An 18,067-nucleotide genomic window follows, 5' to 3' on the forward strand; every position below is an offset into this window, starting at 1 on the left:
ATTGCCAAACGGATCGGCATGGGCGTGCAGCCGCCGTTGACGTTCGAAACCTTGCGCGTGAAGCCACGGCAGCTGGTTCCGGGAGATACCATGGAAATCGTTGCCGAGCCCGGAGCCCGCACAGTCCTTGCCGACAACATATTGTGGCGGGACCGCCGGTTCGGTGGCGCGCGGGGCTACCTGGTCGGGGTCGCCGGGGAAGTCCAGTTCGGGGTGGTTCTACGGCGTTCCTCCGGGGGCGACGCACATCTTCTAGGTAGCACCCTCGAAGCGGGGCACGCGGCGCCGGATTGAACGGCCGGTACCCGAACCGTGTTCTGCGATCCGGGACGGCCCGCCGCCTGCTGCAGGGCACTGCCTCGATAGGTGCGGCCACGGCGAGTCACGCCCCTTTGGAACCGGTGGCCCGCTCGGCGGCCGACGGCGGACCCAGAAAATCGACGAGGACCGCAAGAACGGCCTTCGGGTCGCGCAACTCGCACTCCCACAGAACAATCGTCTTCCAGCCCAGGGCATGCAGGGCCGCAGCGTTCTCCTTGTCCCGTTCGCGTGTGCGGTTGCGCTTGTCCGCCCAGAACTGCCTATTTGTCGCCGGGGCGTGCTGCCCGGCGGGGCAGTCGTGTAAGTGCCAGAAGCAGCCGTTGATAAATACGGCCTTCCGACGGGCGGAAAAAACGATGTCCGGGGTACCGGGGAGCTTGCCGCCGCGTAGCAATGCCGCGGGATTCTCGCGCTTCAGCGTCTCGAGTGTTCGCCGTGGAACGCGGCCGTGAAGCCGATATCGATATCCCGCCCCGTGGAGCAAACTTCGCACGAAGATCTCGGGCTTCGTATCCTTTCCACGAATCCGTCCCATAAGTTGCGAGCGCGCCTGTGCGGACATGCTGTCCATGTTCCGATTGTGCACCCGCTGCTCCCGAAAGGGCCCGATCAATAGGTAGGGGAAGATTTCTTCTTGCCGCCGCCGCTATCATTGCCGCCGTTTTCCTTCACATTCCGAAAACGGTCTCATTGCGCAACGTGGCTGCGCACCTTTGGCCACACAGGTACCCGCACATGCCCTACATTCTGTTGCGTCAGCCCCAAAACGCATAGTTTTTGAGAAAACCTGCCAATCTCGATGGCTACCTTACTCGTGGGTAATCCCGAATTTTGGACCCGGGTTCGTTTCATAAATTTTCGAGGTCCAGAATATTGGGCCCCGAAAACGTTAGCCAAAAGTCTCTAGTCGCTGTTTGAAGCATGTGTTTGACTGTTGTCCTCCAGTGCCTCGGCACACACTTTTGAAGGTGGCAATGGCGCCACCGGACAGGAAAAAACGTGCAAGCAACGTACGTAAGTCAGAATCCCAAGGGCAAATCCATGAGCAGGACGGTAGCCGCGCTTCTTCTCGCGGGCGCCCTGATCGGTGGAACCGCTTCCACGGCAACCTCGGCCCCGCTGTCCGAAACCGGTTCGGTCGACACGAAGAAGATCTCTTCGACGCAGGCCGACGCAGCAATGGACTACTGGACGCCGCAGCGAATGAAGGAAGCCAAGTCGGCCGACATCCTTGCTCGCGGCAAATCGGCTTCCAAGGCTCCGCTGGATATCGGCGAATCGACCAAGATTGCCGGGCGAAGCGCAAACAAGGCCAAGCCCACAGCCGGCAAGCCAATCAAGAATGTGGCCGAAACACCCGTTTCCCACATAGGCAAGGTGTTCTTCACCTTGGGTGGAGCGAACTATGTGTGTTCCGGAAATGCCGTTGTTGCAGCAAACGAGGCGACCGTCTCGACTGCGGGCCACTGTGTCAACGAAGGACCGGGTGCCTTCGCGACACGTTGGGTCTTTGTTCCTGCCTATGAAAACGGCAGCGCCCCCTATGGGTCTTTCGCGGCAACCGAGCTCGTCGCGCCGACCCAGTGGACCCAAGATGGGGACATCACCTATGACACGGCGTTTGCTGTGGTTTCGGATCAGAGCGGCGTGAGCCTGTCAGATCAGGTTGGTGCCTCGGGCGTTGCCTTCAACCAGGCCAGGGGACTGACCTACAGCGCATTTGGGTATCCGGCCGCACGGCCATTTGACGGGGAGACCCTGCAATCGTGCAGCGGAGCCGCAACAGACGATCCGTATGGGCAGACGCAGTCGCAGGGAATTCCGTGCGACATGACCGGTGGTTCTTCCGGAGGGCCGTGGTTCCTCGGTGGATCGGACGGTTTCCAGAACTCCGTGAACAGCTTCGGTTACGGAGGAATCCGCAATACGATGTTCGGCCCATACTGGGGATCGGTCATCGAGCAGGCCTACCAGTCAGCACAAAACTAGTAGTCCAAACGGTGGGTGGAGCGCCATGATGGCATTCCACCCACTGTCGTTTAGGAGGTGCAACATGGAATCCAGGCTCAACGCGAAAAAAGGTCCGGAGGACATTGAACCATCCGTCTTCAGAGTGGAGGCGACGCCTGAGGAACAAATCGAATATTTCACGGAGGAACGACGAAAAGCAGCGGTACCTCGGGAAATCGAATTGACGGATCCGGAAAACATGGATGAGGAGGATTGACGTGGTTGGTAAATCTGCACGTAAAAATTCATGAAACCGCCGTTAAAGGTTTGAGCACCGGCCGGACGATTCGGGGGAGGAATCGTGAATCCAACCGGTGCTCGCATCACTCGCACCTTCATGAGGTAGTAATGACTCTATGGTGCCAACCTATGGAATTGATATGCAGGACCATGGGACTGGGTGGGAACGCGATGCGCAAAGGTTTTCCCTCATCGGGTATCAAGCTTGCGGGGCGGCCGATGATGGATGGCGCCACGTGCATAAATCTTTGAAGGCCGTTCTTTCGATCCATGGACTTGGGGTTATTTTCGTACGTACAATGTGAGTACAAGAAAGGTGGCACGCCATGGAATCAAGGCCCCAGAAGACACAGAGGATCAATTTACGGGCGACTGCCAGCCAAGAAGAAGCCATTCGACGTGCGGCCGAAGCGACTCATAGGTCGGTCACTGACTTTGTCTTGGAAGCAGCAAGCATTGAAGCGGACCGGGTCATGGCTGACCGCCACCGATTTGTCCTCAGCGAAGCGCAATTCTCGGAATTTGAGCGGTTGCTCGATCAGGAGTTGCCCTCGAATTCCAAGTTGGCAAAACTTGCCAAGCGCCCAAGTCCATTCAAGTCCTAGATCGTGGAGCAAGCTGAATTTCAGGTTCCCCGACGACTTAAGGAAGACGACGATCGGACCTCATTTTCAAGCGGAGCCCCAGAACTAGATAGCTGGTTCCAGCGCTTCGCCCTTGAAAACCAACGTGCGAATCGAGCCGTCACTTACGTTGCGACTGATGGGCAATCGGTCATTGGCTATTATTCAATTGTTGTCTCGGCGGTGGAAAAATCTGAGGCGCCGGCAAAGTTTGGCAAACCATCGGACCCAAGGCTGATACCTTGCATTTTGCTGGCACGTTTGGCGGTTTCGCAGCAACACCAAGGTTTGGGGCTCGGGGCAGGATTGTTCAAGGATGCCTTGGAACGCTCGGCGGTCTTGAGTGAAGCGGTGGCAGCGCAAGCGATGCTGATTCATGCAAGGGATCAGGTCGCCAAGGCCTTCTACGAAAACTTGGCTGAGTGTTTTGAGCTGCCGGACAATCCCCTGCACCTGATGATTCCCATGAAATGGATCCGCTCCAGCTTTCTTCCGTAATCCGCTGGAAGTTGGCGGTCTCGAATGAATGCGGAGCCTCCGGACAGGTTGCCAAACCACATGACTGCTCGATGCGTGGTGCTCAGGGGAGCGCCGGAGGCGTCGACAATTTCCATCATGATTGGCGCCCGGCGAGGGGCTTCAAACACTTCTATGATGGGGGAGCCTTGGAAGTGAAGGTGCTTCAGGGCAATCGATTTCCAGCTGCCGTCGTCGTGCTCCCTTCCGACGCGCAGGTGTGCCTTCCGTGCACACCATGCGCGAGCGGAGTCGCCGAGTACGCGATGCGGGGCGAGAGCCGGCGCCCGGTTCCTAGGATCCTTGGCGGAGTTCCTGGCTTCGGGGCCACAAATTTGCCTGCTCAAGCGCGATCAGCCCATGGGCCAGGGTGGTGGCCTCGGGGGTGAAGAGCTTGCCCACCACCCGGGACGCAGACAGGCGCAGGGCCTGCCCACGGTGAAGGCCGAACCAGTCCATGACAGTGTCCAGCCCGTGCGGGGTCAACCGCCACAGCTTGTCGGCGTCCTTGACGATCTCGTCCTCGGGATTCAGCGCGTGGGAACGCGAATCATGTCCGTCAATGATCGCGGCGACATGTTCAATGACCGCCGAATCCACGCTGAGTGATTCGAGGATCTCCGTGGCCAGCCGTGCTCCGTCCTTCTCGTGTTGCACCACCAAATCCGGACGTCCGCCTCCGGGTGCGATGGCGGCGAGCACGAGTCCCGGTTCCACTTCGGACCATCCCACATCGTGCAGCATGACCGCTGGCAGCACCACGCCGGCATCCGCCTGCGGCCGTTCATCAAGCAGCGCCGCGGCAAGTGAAAGGGAATAGAGCGTGTGGACGTCGTTGTGGTGCACGGCCAGCATTGACCGTGCCCGCCCCCAGATTTCACCCAGCAGCGGGTGGGACTCGAACAGATCGGGGATCGGCGGCGGGATGTGCTCTGAGGTGTCGAGCCCAAAGTGGTTGTTCTGCGGATGCACTTTGATCATGGGGTCATGCTTGCACCAACATGCGGGTTTCCCAAGAGTTGTCAGCGGGGAATTGAAATTGGATCGGTTCGAGAGTGTTGCAACCACTAGAATTCGAGTCCAAAAACAAACCGGCCAGTTAAATGGTTGAGCACCGGCCGGAAGATTATGGGGGATTCTTCCGACCGGTGCTCTCATCACTCGCACCTTCAAGAGGTAGTAACGACTCTAAGCGGCCTGTCTGTGGTTCACATGTGTGAAAGCCGGGCGTTCCATGTGATTGCCTTCGGCCGTATCAGGCCCGCAGCACCAGCGGGACGGCGGCCGTTCGGGCCGCGGCCAAAACCGCAACGCCATAACGCGGCAACGTCAGGACACCCTCGGACATTGGGTTGCCCAACAGGTCAACCGAACCCTGCGGGACCGTCACCGCCAGCGGCTCGGTTCCGTGGTTCAGCACGAAGGTGTAGTCGGTGTCCTCGTCGCTGCGGGTGACCACCTCGAGTACGGTGTCCGGCACGGCTCGCGCGGCAAGCCCCGCGGCGTCCAGGACCTGGCGGAAAATGGCGTCCAAGCCGGCTTCCTCCGGCACCACCCCGAGGTACCAGGCGGCACCGGAACCGGAACCGGCTCGCTTGGTCACTGCCGCGCGTCCGGCCAGTTCGCCGCTGGTGTGCGACCCCAGCACCTCGGTGCCGGAAACGAGTTCCAGCCATTCGCTCCAGATGGAAACGGAGAACGATTCGCCGGCGACCTCGAGCTTTTCGTGGACCCCGTCGGGAATCGGCCAGTGTTCGTCGACCTCGATGCCCAGCAGCTCGCGCAACGGACCCGGGGCGCCGCCGGTGTGGACCTTCTCCGTCTCATCGACCACGCCGCTGAACGGGCCGACGACCAGCTGGCCGCCGCGCTCCACGAATGCGGTCAGTGCCGCGGCCTGCTCATTGGTAGCGATGTACAGGTTCGGGACCACGACCACGTCGTAGCCCTCGAAGGTATCGGTGGCGCGCACAGTATCCACCGGGTGTCCGAGGCGGAAGAACGCGGCGTTCCAGGCGCGGGCCTGCGCGGCGAAGTTCAGACGCTGCGAGGGCAGGGATTCGGTGGCGGAGGAACCCCACCAGGAATCCCAGTCAACGACCAGGCCCACCGAGGCACGCACCCGCGTCCCGCGCACCGGCTCGAGTTTGTTGAGCTCGGCGCCCAGGGCCTTGGTCTCCTTGAAGCTGCGCGATTCCTCGCCGCGGTGCCCGAGCATCGCCGAGTGGAACTTCTCCTGGCCGAACTTGGCCTGGCGCCACTGGAAGAACATGGCCCCGTCGGAGCCGTGCGCGATGGCCTGCAGCGAGTCGATGCGCATCTGGCCCGGGGCCTTGGGCACGTTCACGTCGCGCCAGCTCACCGCGCTGGCCGACTGCTCGAGCAGCAGCCACGGCTGCCCGCCCTTCAGCGAGCGCATCAACCCGTAGTTCAGCGCGGCGCCCACGTGGGCCAGCGGGTCGGCCGGGTCCGGGTAGGCGTCGTCGGTGACCAGGTCCTCGGCGGCGGCGAAGTCCCAGTAGTCCAGGTCGCGCAGCAGCGACATGAAGTTGGTGGTGACAGCGATGTCCGGGGTGAGTTCACGCAGCACGTCGACCTCCACCTGGAAGAGCTCGAGCAAGGCGTCGGAGGAGAAGCGCTCGAAGTCCAGCAGCTGGGTCGGGTTGATGGGCCCGGTGGCGGTGCGGGGTGGCTCGATGTGTTCCCACTGGGTGTAGCGCTGGCCCCACACGCCCACGCCCCAGGCTTCGTTCAGGCCCTCGAGCGTGCCGTAGCGCTTGAGGAGCCACCTGCGGAAATCCACGGCGGTGACCGGGCACCAGCAGCGCGAGACGTGGTCGCCGTATTCGTTGGACACGTGCCACAGCGCCAGTGCCGGGTGCTCGCCGTAGCGTTCGGCCATGGCCCGGGTCATCCGGGCCACATGTTGGCGCCAGACCGGCGAGCTGGGGCAATAGGCCTGGCGCGAGCCGAACTCCAGCCGCTGGCCATCGACGTTGTGCGGCAGCATCTCCGGGTGCTGGCGGACTAGCCAGGATGGAGGGGTGGCCGTGGCGGTGGCCAGGTCGATCTTGATTCCCGCATTCCAGAGCACCTCGATGATCCGGTCCAGCCAACCCCAGTTGAACACGCCGGGGGTCGGTTCGAGCTGCGGCCAGGAGAAGACCGGGAGACTGACGATGTTCACCCCGGCCTCGACCATGAGCCGGGCGTCCTCGACCCAGGTTTCCTCCGACCACTGGTCGGGGTTGTAGTCCCCGCCGTAGGCAAGGGCATCAAGCCGGATAGACCGGGGTTCAAGCATGTCCGTTCCTTTCTGTGGCGGCACCTGCCGCCGGGTGTTTGTCCGTGGAAGCCGCTGGCTCCGCACGTGTGCCGGCCAGTGCGGGCCGGCGGTGTCGTGGGTGCGCGTCCTTGGCCGGGGCCTACCAGCGCTCGCTGGTGCTCAGCTGCACCGCAAGGTCGATGAACAGCGCGGCCGACCAGCCGAACGCGGTGGTCGCCGTCTTGGCTTTCCGGCCCGTGACAGGATTGAAGTACTCGTGCGGGCCGCCGCCGTGGATGACAAGTTTCACCGTCTGCTCGGCCAGCGCGCGGGCTCGCTCCGGCTCGCCCGAGTTTCGCAGCCCCTCGATGACCAGCGAGTTGGTGTTGATCCACACCGGTCCGCGCCACATGCGCTCGGTGGAGTAGTCGGCGTCGTCGGCCGCGACGGTCGGGATCGACCACGGGGTGCCGAACCTTTCCGGGTTTTCCAGGTCGCCGAGCATCCGGGCCTTGACCTGCTCGGGCAGCGATCCGGTCAACAGCGGCATGAGGCCGACCACCGCGTGGCTGGACACCGGTTCCCCGGCGGCACGGGCATGGAAGAATCCTGTCGATTCGTCCCACATGCCCAGCAGCAGCTCCTGGGTGCGGGCGGCGCGGGCGCGGTGCTTCCGGGCCAGTTCCTGCCAGCCTTCCCGGCCCAGGCGCTCGGCGAATCCGGCCAGTTCAAGGTCCTGCAGCACCAGGTAGGCGCCGAGGTCCGGCGCGGTTGTCGGCAGCGGGCCGTCGAAGATCGGGCTGTCGTCGAGTCCCGAGGAGTACGGGTGGCCGTATTCGGGCATGCCGTCGCCGTCCAGGTCGGAGGTGGCGAACCACCAGTCCTGTGAGCGGCGCAGGGTATCGAGCTGGGCATCCACCCAGTCCTCGCCACCGAAGCTCTCCGCGGGCTGGACCTCCAGCACCTTGCGCAGCGCCCAGGCCGCCAGCGGCGGCTTGGTCAGCGGCACCGGGGCCGAGGGATCGGCGATCGCGGAGCCGGCGCGGCGCAGTGTCTCGCGGTCGGAGGCCGGAAGGTCGTCGCTGGTGGCCAGGATGCCGAGCTCGTGCACCACGTCCGGCAGCTGGCCGTCCTCGCGCGGGAAGCCGAAGGCCAGGGACAGCTGTTCGCGGGCCAGTTCCGGGTCTCCGTGGCGCAAGCCGACGGCGATGAAGTAGGCGTCCCACTGCCACAACCCGACGTAGCCGATCTTGGAGGGGACCACCGCGCGGGCGGAGCCCAGCGCCGGCATCTCGACGATGTTGGCGCCCAGCACCCACCAGCAGAACGCGGCCATGTCCCGCAGGTCTTCGCGGACCGGCGGGCACTTGGCGAACCATTCAAGCCAGATCGACTCGGTCGCCGCCACGTGCGCGGCGTGCCCGTCGGCTTGCGTTGCCGTGGTGTGGCGATCGGCATCGATCGCAAGGTGCACGGAAACATTAGGGGCTTCTCCCACCGGGAGCGAGTGTGCCACGCCGTCGGGAGTCTGCCAGTGGATGGTTGCCGAGCCCGAATGCCCGGAACCCGGCCCGATGCCCAGGCCGGTGGGCCCGGCGAAGCTCAGCGTGATGGCGCCGTTCCCGAACTCGATCACGTGGGGCAGGACCCGGGTGACGGGCAGGACGGCACCGTCGGCACCGAGCACCCGGAGGTTCTCCAGGACCACGCATTCGGACAGCCGCTTCTCGTACTCCGAGGTGCACACCCGCAGGCCCTCGCCCTGGGCGAAGATGATCAACCGCGAGCGCGGCAGCGTGAACGGCGCCTGGACCAGGTCCAGGTGTCCGCCGGCGGCCTCGAGGTTCTCGCGGGCATACGTGGTTTCGGTCGGGATGGGCATTGCTTATTTTCCTCCCAGGCCGGATGCGGCCATGCTGTTCAGGATGCGGCGCTGGCCGATGACAAAGGCGATGAGGATCGGGATGGTGGCGATCGAGGATGCCGCCATGACCAGGCCGTAGTTGACCGAACCGAACTGGCTGGTGAAGCTGGCCAGCAACAGCGGCACCGTGTAGAGCTCCGGGGAGTTCAACAGGACCAACGGGAACAGGAAGGAATTCCACACGCTCAGCGCGGTGATGATCACCAGCACGCCCAGGCCAGGCTTCAGGTTGGGCAGGATGACGCTCCAGAAGATGCGCCAGCGGCTCGCGCCGTCGATGACCGCTGCCTCCTCGAGCTCCTTGGGCAGCGCCAGCACGAACTGGCGCATCAGGAACACCGCGAAGGGGTTGACCATCATGGCCGGGACGATCAGCGCCAGGTGGGAGTCGATCCAGCCCATCTTGCTCATGAGCAGGTAGAAGGGCACCAGGGTGACCTGCGCGGGGATCATCTGCGTGGCCAGGAAGACGATGAAGATGGCCTTGGAGCCGCGGAACTTGATGCGCGCGAACGCGTACCCGGCCATCGAGGCGGTGACCAGCGTGCCGAGGATGGAGAGCACCGCGATGTAGAGGCTGTTGAGGTAGGCCTGCGCAAACGGGACGGCCTTCCAGGCGTCGGTGAAGTTGGACCAGGTCCACGGATCGGGCCAGAAGCTCAGCGGATCCTGCAGCAGTTGCGGCAGCCCCTTGAGCGAGGTCGCGATCATCCACAGGAACGGGAAGACCATGGCGATTCCCGCCACGAGCAGCACGATGTGCAGCGTGGAGGGGATGCCGATGGCCGCCAGGCGTTCGCGCAGCGGTGGCTTCGCGGTGGTCCCGGCGGGGACCTTGGTTTCTTCAAGGTTCAGGGTGCTCATGCTGCATCATCCTCGTAGTGGACGAACTTCTTCTGGGCGCCGAACTGGATGGCCGTGATGACCAGGGTCATGACCAGCAGGATGACGGCGGCGGCGCTGGAGGGACCGAACTGGAAGCGCCCGAAGCCCAAGTCGTAGATGTGGTAGACGATGGTCCGGGTTGCGTTGTCCGGGCCGGCGTTCTGGGTCAGGATGAACACGGTGTCGAAGGTCTGCATCGAGGAAATGAACGCCACGATCGTGGAGAAGAAGATGATCGGGGACAGCAGCGGCAGCCGGATCTTGGTGAACAGCGACCACCACCCGGCACCGTCGATGCGCGCCGCCTCGATGATCGAGGGGGAGATGTTCTGCAGGCCGGCCAGGAAGATGATGACGTTCAGGCCCAGCGAGGACCAGATCGACACGATCGCCACGGCGATCAGCGCGAGCTTCGGGTCGCCCAGCCAATCCGGCGGGGTGATCCCGAAGATCTTGGCGATCGTGGCGCTGAAGATCCCGTCGGAACGGAACATCTGCTGCCAGATCATGGCCACGGCCACGGTGCTTGTCACCACGGGTGCGAAGAAAAGGATCAGGTACAGGGTCCTGGTCTTGAGCTTCTCCAGCGCCACCGCGATGACAACCGCCAGGCCCAGCCCGATCGGGACCGTGATCAGTGCCAGCAGCAGGGTGTTGATGATCGACTTGTGCAGCAGCGGGTCGGCCAGCTGGTCGGTGAAGTTCTTGAACCCCACCCACGTCAGGTCCGTCAGGCCGTCCCATTCCGCAAAGGCCAGGACAAGGCTTGCCGCAAACGGGATGAGCACGAACAAGACCATGCCAATGACCTGCGGGCCGATGAAGACGTAGCCCCAGGCCCGGTCGCGCTTGCGCCAGCCTGCTTCCTTGCGCATTTCGGGGAATGGGTCGTGGGCTGAGGAGCGCCTGGTTTTCACTCGCGCGGGTTTCTCCGCGAGTGTGGTGCTCATTTCCCGGACTTCGAAGCGATGAGGGCCGCAACCTTGTCGAGGGTTCCCTGGGCGTTGTTCTTGCCCTGGTAAAGCTCAAGGAACAAGTCCGAGATGTCGGTGGACAGCGCCGGCACGGCGCCTTCGGCGGCGTAGTTGGCGAAGCCGATGTCACGCATGTCCAGGAAGGTCTGGGCGTGCTTCGGGTAGTTGTCCTCGAGCACCACGTCGTCGGCGCCCTTGATGGACGGCACGGCGTTGCCGCCGCCGGTCAGGCGGAACTTCTGTCCCTCGGCGGAGAGGAACTCGGTCCAGTAGGTGAAGGCGGCGTCCTTGTTCTTGGTGTCGGAGTTGATCGCCAGGTAGGAGGCGGCGATGCCCGTCGGTGCAGCCTTGCCGTCCGGGGTCGGCCAGTCGACGATGTCGTAGCCTTCCTGGACCTTGGCGCCCTTGAGGGTGCCGATGGTGTAGCGGCCCTGGGCGAAGAAGCCGGCCTTGTGGGTCACGAACTTGCTGTCGGCGCCGGCACCGGAGGGCAGGGAATCGGCGTCGACGAACGTCTTGTCCTGGAAGTACTTGCCGAGGGTCTCGACGGCGGCAAGGGTCTTGGGATCCTTGTTGCCGACGAAGGCGCCCGATTCGTCGTAGGCGGTGCCGCCCTGGGTGGAGATCCAGCCGTAGTGGGTGGCCCAGTAGTTCCAGAACATGGAGCCGATCAGGCCCTTGGCGGCGATCTTGTCGTTCATTTCAAGGAACTTAGCGGTGGTCCACTTGCCTTCGGAGGCAAGGGTTGCAGGATCCTCGGTGATGCCGGCCTCTTCCAGGACCTTCTTGTCGTACCAGAATGCGTCGTTGTTGACGTCGTTGGGTGCGGCGTAGGTGATGCCGTCTTGCTGTGCGGCGCCGAAGGTGCCGGCGAAGAAGTCGTCCTTCTTGGTCTTGCTGGCGTCCGAGGCCATCAGGTCATCGAGCGGCATGAGGCGCTTGGAACCGACGAATTGGCCGAGCTTGTCATCGCCGACGTAGAAGACATCGGGCGCGGTCTTGCTGGTGAGCTGGGCAAGAAGCTTGGAGTGGTATTCGCCGTAGCTGGCCACCGGCTGGAGCTTGACCTTGATTTCCGGGTGGCGCTTCATGAAATCGGTGTTGAATTCGGTGAAGCGGGTCAATTCCTCGGGGGTGCCCCAGGTACTGAAAACGATGGAGCTACTGCCGTCCGCAGCCGGGCCGGCAGAGGTTCCGGATCCGCCACTACATGCGCTCAAGACCAAAGCGGAGGCCACGGCAACGCCTAGGGACAGAACACTTCTTCTTTTCAGATCCTTGGAATTCCACATGCCAATACCTCTTTCGGTGAGAACAGTCGATTCTTTGCCGCGACGGTTCAAGATGATGCGACCAATTCCCGGGATATGGAGTGATCGGCGCCACAGCGTAAGTTGTATTCTGTATACATGAGACACCTTGTGTCAAGTTCCACTTTGTTTATTTATGTTCGAAGCAAGGCGCCGGTCTGGGCTTGTCGACCGGCATGGGTCCGCGCAAACATGCGGAATTTCCAGTCCCACCACCGGTGATATTGTACCCATCGCGCAAATATGGTTGCTTTTGTTCGAAGTCGAACAAAGTGTTTTGGGGTCGATTTCGGCCCCCGGAGTCGCGCGGGGGACTTCTTCGCGCTCCCCGGGGTGGCACGGCGGCGTGCCCGCACGCGTCGCCCGGTCCGCATTTGCGCGGCGCCCCTGGCGGGCGCCTGCCGCGCCCTTGCCCGCGCCCTTGCCCGCGCGCGGCCCGGGGCCCCGTGGTGGGCTGACTGAGGTACTGGCGTGCCCGTGGAGACCGCGCCCGTCGACCTCCAGTCGCCGGATAAACAGTTCACCGAATGGCAATGGCTCATGGGGCCGAAAGGATTTCCGATGGCCGGTGATGTTGCCGGCGGTTTCGATTCCGGCTGCCTCACAGATACCCCTTGACGGGGACACGCACGCGAAGCGGGCCGGAATAATCCGGCCCGCTCGAGTCTTTCGTTGGCTATTGAGTTGGTTGTTCAGCAATTCGTCCAGTGGCGTGTGCGGCTACTGGGTCCGGTACGACGAAGCGGTCCCTCCGGCAAGTTCCCCGCCGTCCACCACCAGCTGCTGCCCGGTGATGAATCTGGCGTTGTCCGAGGCCAGGAAGAAGAAAGCGTCGGCAATCTCCGTCGGATCGGCGTGCCTGCGCATCGGAATCCGCTCGTTGACCTCGGCCAGCATATCGTCGGTGTATTCGCTCCGCTGCATCGGGGTCAGCACGTACCCCGGGCTGACACAGGCGGTGCGAACCCGGGGCGCAAGCTCCAGGGCGACGCTGCGGCAAAGTGCGAGCACGCCTGCCTTGGACGCGTTGTAGTCCGAGTACCAGGGGTACCCCGCTGATCCGTTGGTGGAAGCGGTGGCCAGCAGGGTGCCGGAACCCGCCTCGAACATGATCCGGCCGGCGGACTGCCAGAGGTTGATGACGCCGAAGAGATTGATCTCCAGCAATCGGCGGATGTCTTCCGGCTTCATCTCGAGGAACGCGTGCCGGGTGCTGATGCCGGCATTGGCGATGGCCGTATCGATCCCGCCTTCCTCGGCGGCGATGCCTTCCACCACCGAGCGAACCATTGCCGGATCGGTGACGTCGCATTCACGCCACTGCGCGGAGCCGGAAGCGTTTGCCGGCGGCTGCCTGTCCAGGTTGAAGACCCTTGCGCCTGAGGACGAAAAGCGTTGGGCCGTGGCTTCCCCGATGCCCGAGGATGCACCGGTGATCAGCACCACCGGTGTCTGGTTTGTCGCGGTATCAGTCATGGTCGATCACAGCACCTTGGAGAGGAACTGCTGGGTCCTTTCGTGCTGCGGGTTGGCGATGAGTTCGCGGGGATTGCCCTTTTCCACCACGACGCCGCCGTCGATGAAGGCCAGCGAATCCGCGACCTCACGAGCGAAACCGATTTCGTGCGTCACCAGCACCATGGTCATGCCCCCGACCGCCAGGGACTTCATGACCTCCAGCACCTCGTCGACCAGCTCCGGATCCAGGGCCGAGGTCGGTTCATCGAACAGCATGACCTGGGGATCCATCGCGAGGGATCGTGCGATGGCGACGCGCTGCTGCTGGCCGCCGGAAAGCTTCATGGGGTACTTGTGGCCGTGGCCGGCCAGTCCCACACGCTCCAGGAGTTCCTCGGCGCGTGCCAGGGCCAGTTTCTTGGGTTCGCCCTTGACCCGGGCCGGACCGCAGGCAACGTTTTCCAGCGCCGTCATGTTGGCGAAGAGATTGAAGCGCTGGAAGACCATGCCTACGTTGAGGCGGAACTTCGCGTACTCGGCGGAATTCCATTCATGGAACTTGCCCTTGCGGTAGTTGAATCCCACGTCTTCGCCGTCGATCCGGATGCGGCCGCCGTTGGGTTTTTCCAGCGCGTTGAGGCAGCGCAGGAAAGTGGACTTGCCCGAGCCTGAGGGACCGATGATGCAGGCGACCTCCCCTGCCTCGACCGAGAAATCGATGCCGGAGAGCACTTGGTGGTTGCCGAAGCTCTTGGTGACCTGTTCGGCCAGCACCAGTGGAAGGTGCCCCGCCGTCCCGGTCTCCGCGAGTGAGGTCGTCGTGCTGGTCATGGAGTGCTCCTTGGCGGTTCGGTGCGAAGTCGCTGGCCCAGCGCCGCTAGGTTGTCGCGGGAAAAGAACGGTTTGGAGAACTTCTGGCGCTTGCCGGTGATGGGGCGGTCCGCCGTGCCGAACTTCTTTTCAAGCTTTCCCTGGAAGTACGTGGCGATGACGGTCATGGCCATGTACCAGATGCTGGCCACGATCAGCAGTTCCATGATCTTCCCGTTTTGCTTGTAGATCTGGCTGGCGTTGGTCATCAGGTCGTTGCCCGCGACCACGTAGACCAGCGAGGTGGTCTTGAGCATGGAAATGAACTCGTTGCCGATCGGCGGGATGATGATCCTCGTGGCCTGCGGCAGCACCACCACCCACATCCGCTTGAACGGGGTCATGCCGATGGATGCCGCGGCCTCGGCCTGGCCCGGATCCACGGCCTGGATGCCCGCGCGCACGGTTTCCGCCGCGTAGGCGCCCAGATTCAGGCCCAGGCCCAGCATGGCCGCGGTGAAGCCGGTCATGACCACGTTGGTGTCCCACATGTAGCCGATGTTCGTGAACGGGATCTTGATGACCAGCTGTGGGAACAGGAAGGCCAGGTTGAACCAGAAGATCAGCTGGACCAGCACCGGGGTTCCGCGAAAGAACCAGATGTAGAGGTTGCTGATCCACACGGCAACCGGGTTGGCGGAGAGCTTCATCATCGCCAAGGCCACCCCGATGGCCAGTCCCATGATCGTGGCCAGGATGGAGAGCTGGATGGTGACCAGCACACCGTCCAGGATCTTGGGGAACGTCAGGTAGTGCAGGACGTCCCCCCAGATGATGTGGTCATTGGTGGCCAGCACCCAGACGAACCAGCTGATGCCAGCGATGCACAGCAGCGCTACGATGAGGCGCCCCGGGTGGCGCAGCCGGACGGTGTTGCCGGGCCCGGGTTGCTCGACCAGCCGCGGCGGTGCCGCGACTTGTTCCTGGGTCATGGCCTACTTGCCCTGGTTGACGGTTGCCTCGGGAAGCGCCATCTGGTCCAGTTCCCAAGCGCCGAGGATCTCGGTGTAGGTGCCGTCCTCGATGAGCTTGTTCATGGTGTCCTGGATCAGCTTCACCAGTTCCTCGTTCTTCGGGTCGATCGCGATGCCGAACAGGGAGCTGCCGGGGATTTCGATGGCTTCCAGCGCTCCGTTGGATTCCTTGGCGCGGAAGACCGCCACCGGGTAGTCGTTCAGACCGGCGACGGCGCGGCCGTTTTGCACCTGCAGCAGGGCCTCGGGGTCGTTGGCGAAGCCCAGGATCTTGATGGGCTTCTCGTTCTTGGCCTCGCAGTCCTTGCTGAACTGTTCGGCCAGCTGCATGTAGTACCCGTTGTCGAGCACAGCCATGGTCTCGCCACAGAGGTCTGCCGGGGACTTGATGCCCTCCGGGTTGCCCTTGGCGACCATGATCGAGCCCGAGGACTTGGCGTAGTCGACGAAGGAGACCTTTTCGCGGCGCTCGGCGGTGTCGTTGAAGCCCGACATCAGCACGTCGAAGCGACCCGAGACGACGCCGGGCATCATGCCCGAGACATCCGAGTTGCTGATCTTGGCCTCGACTCCCAGCAGGTTGCCCATGGCGCGGGCCAGGGACATGTCCACGCCGACCATGGTCTTGCCGTCGGTGTCGAACATTTCCATCGGCGGATAGCCTTCGGCCGCTGCGATCTTCAGTCCGCCGGTCTTGATGGCTTCCGGAACGCGGGCCGCGAGGTCGGAATCGACAGTGATGGCCGCGATCTGGGCGGCCGCAAGGTCGCCTGAAGGTGCGGTGTTTTTGAACGCGCCCGCCTCCGCGGCACCGGAAGCCGAGGGGGTTTCGGCCAGGGACTGGCCGCCGCATCCGGTCAGGGCTGCTGCGCCCAGGGTGAGAACGGCAGTGAAAAGCATTCCTCGCTTGAAGGATTTCATGTGTTTCTCCTTGTGTTAGTCGGACCAGTGGATGCGGCCGTCGATGACTGTCATCAGTGTGTGGGTCGAGTGGAGTTCCAGGGGCGTGCAGGAAACCGGGTCGCGGTCAACGACGATGAAGTCGGCCAGCTTTCCGGTTTCCAGGGTTCCCTTGAGGTGCTGTTCCCCGGTGGCCCGGGTGTGCGAGGTTGCCGCGGCATGTAGGGCCTGGGAGCGGGTGAGGATCTCCTCGGGTTGCCAGCCCCCGGCAGGGAAGCCGTTGGGACGCTGGCGGGTGGTGCCGGCGTGGAGGCCATGGAAGGGGTTGGTTCCCTCGACCGGGGCGTCGGAACTGAAGGAGACTGCCCCGCCCGCGTCCAGGATGCTGCCCCACGCGTAGGAAAGCACGTCGTGGTCGCCCAGCAGGGAGTCGACCAGCTCGATGTCCGAGGTGCAGGACGCAGGTTGCATGCAGGCCAGCGCGCCACTGGCGGCGAGCCGGGGCAGGTCGCGGCGGGCGATGTGTTGGACGTGCTCGATCCGGTTGGATGCGGCCGGCAGCGACGTGCGGTTTTGAGCGGCCAGCTCGAAGGCATCCAGGGCGTTGGAGACGGCGCGGTCGCCGATGGCGTGCACTGCGGCGGACAACCCGTTGTGGTTGGCGAGCTTGACCAAGCGGTTCAGCTCCTCCGGCGCGGTGACGGCCAGGCCCTCGGAGCGGGAGTGGCCGTAGGGTGCGTGCATGAGGCAGGTGCCCGATGAGAGGGACCCGTCGGAGAAGATCTTCACGCCGCCGCGCCGCAGCCAGGGGTCTCCCTGTCCGCTGCGCACGCCCTGCTCAATGATGTGGTCCAGCACCGCGACGGGCATGATCTTGTTGACCCGCAGTGGAAGTTCACGGCGTTCATGCAGGTCGGAGAAGGCATCCCACGCGTCCATGCCGTCGATGTCGTGAATGGAGGTGATGCCCTGGCGGACCAGGGTGCGCAGTGCTGAGGGCAGCAGCTTCGCAAGGGCGTCCCGGGTGACTTCCTCCAGGGCCCGGCCGGCGTTGAATCCGGCGGCTTCCAGCAGGATGCCGGTGGCGGAGCCGGAGGTGTCGCGCACGATGGTTCCACCGACCGGGTCGGGGGTTGCCGCGTCGATACCGAGGTATGCCAATGCCGCGGAGTTCAGCCAGTAGGTGTGCAGGTCCGAGTGGTGCAGTGCGGTGGGGTGGGAACCGGTGGCGGCGTCAAGTTCGTGCCGGTCGGGGAGTTCTGTTTGGTCCCATGCGCGGTGGTTCCAGCGGCCGCCGAAGATCCAGCTGGTGGAGTCGCCGGGTTCGAGCTGCGCCACGCGTTGGGCGACCAGGGCGACGGCTTCCGAGGATGAGCTGGCGGGGGAGAGATCGACTTCAGCCTGGCGCAGTGCGAACTGGGCGGTGTGGATGTGGCTGTCGGCCAGTCCGGGCATCGCGTGCGCCCCGCCGAGATCGATGCGTCGTGCCTGCGGGGCAAACTCCCGGGCCTCGCCGACGGATCCAAGGAAGCGGATCCGGCCCTCGTCCGCAACCAGGGCGGATGCCGTCGGATTGTGCGGGTCGAGGGTATGGAAAACAGCATTTTCGTACACCGTGAACGTCATGCAGGGCCCCCATCATGCGGTGATTTTTCGCCATTCGAAGCTCCTGTGCATCGAATACTTTGCACTGTATACCGCATACAGATTCTGTTCAAGACTTTTCTTGATCCATTCAACAGGTGGCTCAATTGTGACCTGGCGTGGGGGTTCTTGGGGTCGGCGACCTTGTGGAGA

At 63.5% G+C, this 18,067-nt stretch carries 17 protein-coding genes; 5 read left to right on the top strand and 12 right to left on the bottom strand.

Features of this window, described 5'->3' with window-relative positions; all coding sequences use genetic code 11:
* Positions 1 to 382: 382 nt before the first annotated feature.
* A complete protein-coding gene (locus tag JOF46_RS05170; RefSeq protein ID WP_209906338.1) occupies positions 383 to 892 on the bottom strand; it encodes a very short patch repair endonuclease in 510 nt (169 codons plus the stop codon).
* Positions 893 to 1,362: 470 nt separating this feature from the next.
* Here JOF46_RS05170 and JOF46_RS05175 point away from each other — a divergent pair, with 470 nt between their 5' ends.
* The 4 genes from JOF46_RS05175 (at position 1,363) to JOF46_RS05190 (ending at position 3,692) form a co-directional block, all read left to right on the top strand.
* Positions 1,363 to 2,310 carry a trypsin-like serine peptidase gene (locus JOF46_RS05175; RefSeq protein WP_209906339.1) on the top strand — a complete coding sequence of 316 codons (948 nt, stop codon included), beginning with the start codon at positions 1,363 to 1,365 and terminating at the stop codon, positions 2,308 to 2,310.
* 64 nt (positions 2,311 to 2,374) lie between these two features.
* Positions 2,375 to 2,548, top strand: coding sequence for a hypothetical protein (locus JOF46_RS05180; protein ID WP_209906340.1), 174 nt, complete (start codon positions 2,375 to 2,377; stop codon positions 2,546 to 2,548).
* A gap of 349 nt (positions 2,549 to 2,897) precedes the next feature.
* Positions 2,898 to 3,176: a type II toxin-antitoxin system TacA family antitoxin gene (locus tag JOF46_RS05185; protein ID WP_209906341.1), complete on the top strand. Its 279-nt coding sequence runs from the start codon at positions 2,898 to 2,900 to the stop codon at positions 3,174 to 3,176.
* 3 nt (positions 3,177 to 3,179) lie between these two features.
* Entirely contained in the window at positions 3,180 to 3,692 is a 513-nt protein-coding gene (locus tag JOF46_RS05190) for a GNAT family N-acetyltransferase (protein ID WP_209906342.1), read from the top strand.
* 312 nt (positions 3,693 to 4,004) lie between these two features.
* On the opposite strand, the gene JOF46_RS05195 is transcribed toward JOF46_RS05190, so the two are convergent.
* The 6 genes from JOF46_RS05195 to JOF46_RS05220 form a co-directional block, all read right to left on the bottom strand.
* Positions 4,005 to 4,691 carry an HD domain-containing protein gene (locus JOF46_RS05195; protein ID WP_209906343.1) on the bottom strand — a complete coding sequence of 229 codons (687 nt, stop codon included), beginning with the start codon at positions 4,689 to 4,691 and terminating at the stop codon, positions 4,005 to 4,007.
* Positions 4,692 to 4,965: 274 nt separating this feature from the next.
* Positions 4,966 to 7,014: a beta-galactosidase gene (locus tag JOF46_RS05200; RefSeq protein ID WP_209906344.1), complete on the bottom strand. Its 2,049-nt coding sequence runs from the start codon at positions 7,012 to 7,014 to the stop codon at positions 4,966 to 4,968.
* 121 nt (positions 7,015 to 7,135) lie between these two features.
* Positions 7,136 to 8,857 carry an amylo-alpha-1,6-glucosidase gene (locus JOF46_RS05205; protein ID WP_209906345.1) on the bottom strand — a complete coding sequence of 574 codons (1,722 nt, stop codon included), beginning with the start codon at positions 8,855 to 8,857 and terminating at the stop codon, positions 7,136 to 7,138.
* Positions 8,858 to 8,860: 3 nt separating this feature from the next.
* Complete coding sequence (locus JOF46_RS05210; protein ID WP_209906346.1) at positions 8,861 to 9,763, bottom strand: carbohydrate ABC transporter permease; 903 nt, start codon at positions 9,761 to 9,763, stop codon at positions 8,861 to 8,863.
* Positions 9,760 to 10,734, bottom strand: a complete 975-nt coding sequence (locus JOF46_RS05215; RefSeq protein WP_245348014.1) for a carbohydrate ABC transporter permease — start codon at positions 10,732 to 10,734, stop codon at positions 9,760 to 9,762. The genes JOF46_RS05210 and JOF46_RS05215 overlap by 4 nt, the downstream gene beginning before the upstream one ends.
* Complete coding sequence (locus JOF46_RS05220; RefSeq protein ID WP_245348015.1) at positions 10,731 to 11,978, bottom strand: ABC transporter substrate-binding protein; 1,248 nt, start codon at positions 11,976 to 11,978, stop codon at positions 10,731 to 10,733. The genes JOF46_RS05215 and JOF46_RS05220 overlap by 4 nt, the downstream gene beginning before the upstream one ends.
* Before the next feature lie 567 nt (positions 11,979 to 12,545).
* On the opposite strand from JOF46_RS05220, the gene JOF46_RS05225 reads away from it, so the two are divergent.
* The gene (locus JOF46_RS05225; protein WP_209906348.1) at positions 12,546 to 12,686 is read left to right on the top strand and encodes a hypothetical protein; all 141 of its coding nucleotides are present in this window, start codon (positions 12,546 to 12,548) and stop codon (positions 12,684 to 12,686) included.
* Between the two features lie 102 nt (positions 12,687 to 12,788).
* On the opposite strand, the gene JOF46_RS05230 is transcribed toward JOF46_RS05225, so the two are convergent.
* The 5 genes from JOF46_RS05230 to JOF46_RS05250 are packed head-to-tail and all read right to left on the bottom strand — an operon-like array spanning position 12,789 to position 17,896.
* Entirely contained in the window at positions 12,789 to 13,544 is a 756-nt protein-coding gene (locus JOF46_RS05230) for an SDR family NAD(P)-dependent oxidoreductase (RefSeq protein ID WP_209906349.1), read from the bottom strand.
* Between the two features lie 6 nt (positions 13,545 to 13,550).
* Complete coding sequence (locus JOF46_RS05235; RefSeq protein WP_281070091.1) at positions 13,551 to 14,357, bottom strand: amino acid ABC transporter ATP-binding protein; 807 nt, start codon at positions 14,355 to 14,357, stop codon at positions 13,551 to 13,553.
* Positions 14,354 to 15,328 (bottom strand): amino acid ABC transporter permease, encoded by a 975-nt coding sequence (locus tag JOF46_RS05240; RefSeq protein ID WP_209906350.1) that lies wholly within the window; start codon positions 15,326 to 15,328, stop codon positions 14,354 to 14,356. The genes JOF46_RS05235 and JOF46_RS05240 overlap by 4 nt, the downstream gene beginning before the upstream one ends.
* Positions 15,329 to 15,331: 3 nt before the next feature.
* Positions 15,332 to 16,291 (bottom strand): ABC transporter substrate-binding protein, encoded by a 960-nt coding sequence (locus tag JOF46_RS05245; protein ID WP_209906351.1) that lies wholly within the window; start codon positions 16,289 to 16,291, stop codon positions 15,332 to 15,334.
* A 15-nt stretch (positions 16,292 to 16,306) separates the two neighbouring features.
* Entirely contained in the window at positions 16,307 to 17,896 is a 1,590-nt protein-coding gene (locus JOF46_RS05250) for an amidohydrolase (protein ID WP_209906352.1), read from the bottom strand.
* Positions 17,897 to 18,067 lie beyond the last annotated feature (171 nt).

It is taken from the genome of Paeniglutamicibacter psychrophenolicus (genome assembly GCF_017876575.1).
In the GTDB taxonomy this organism is placed as follows: Bacteria; Actinomycetota; Actinomycetes; order Actinomycetales; family Micrococcaceae; genus Paeniglutamicibacter; species Paeniglutamicibacter psychrophenolicus.

Coding starts and splice junctions, on each gene's coding strand:
- JOF46_RS05170 (WP_209906338.1), bottom strand. CDS start 892: ATGGACAGCATGTCCGCACAGGCGCGCTCGCAACTTATGGGACGGATT.
- JOF46_RS05175 (WP_209906339.1), top strand. CDS start 1,363: ATGAGCAGGACGGTAGCCGCGCTTCTTCTCGCGGGCGCCCTGATCGGT.
- JOF46_RS05180 (WP_209906340.1), top strand. CDS start 2,375: ATGGAATCCAGGCTCAACGCGAAAAAAGGTCCGGAGGACATTGAACCA.
- JOF46_RS05185 (WP_209906341.1), top strand. CDS start 2,898: ATGGAATCAAGGCCCCAGAAGACACAGAGGATCAATTTACGGGCGACT.
- JOF46_RS05195 (WP_209906343.1), bottom strand. CDS start 4,691: ATGATCAAAGTGCATCCGCAGAACAACCACTTTGGGCTCGACACCTCA.
- JOF46_RS05200 (WP_209906344.1), bottom strand. CDS start 7,014: ATGCTTGAACCCCGGTCTATCCGGCTTGATGCCCTTGCCTACGGCGGG.
- JOF46_RS05205 (WP_209906345.1), bottom strand. CDS start 8,857: ATGCCCATCCCGACCGAAACCACGTATGCCCGCGAGAACCTCGAGGCC.
- JOF46_RS05210 (WP_209906346.1), bottom strand. CDS start 9,763: ATGAGCACCCTGAACCTTGAAGAAACCAAGGTCCCCGCCGGGACCACC.
- JOF46_RS05215 (WP_245348014.1), bottom strand. CDS start 10,734: ATGAGCACCACACTCGCGGAGAAACCCGCGCGAGTGAAAACCAGGCGC.
- JOF46_RS05230 (WP_209906349.1), bottom strand. CDS start 13,544: ATGACTGATACCGCGACAAACCAGACACCGGTGGTGCTGATCACCGGT.
- JOF46_RS05235 (WP_281070091.1), bottom strand. CDS start 14,357: ATGACCAGCACGACGACCTCACTCGCGGAGACCGGGACGGCGGGGCAC.
- JOF46_RS05240 (WP_209906350.1), bottom strand. CDS start 15,328: ATGACCCAGGAACAAGTCGCGGCACCGCCGCGGCTGGTCGAGCAACCC.
- JOF46_RS05245 (WP_209906351.1), bottom strand. CDS start 16,291: ATGAAATCCTTCAAGCGAGGAATGCTTTTCACTGCCGTTCTCACCCTG.
- JOF46_RS05250 (WP_209906352.1), bottom strand. CDS start 17,896: ATGACGTTCACGGTGTACGAAAATGCTGTTTTCCATACCCTCGACCCG.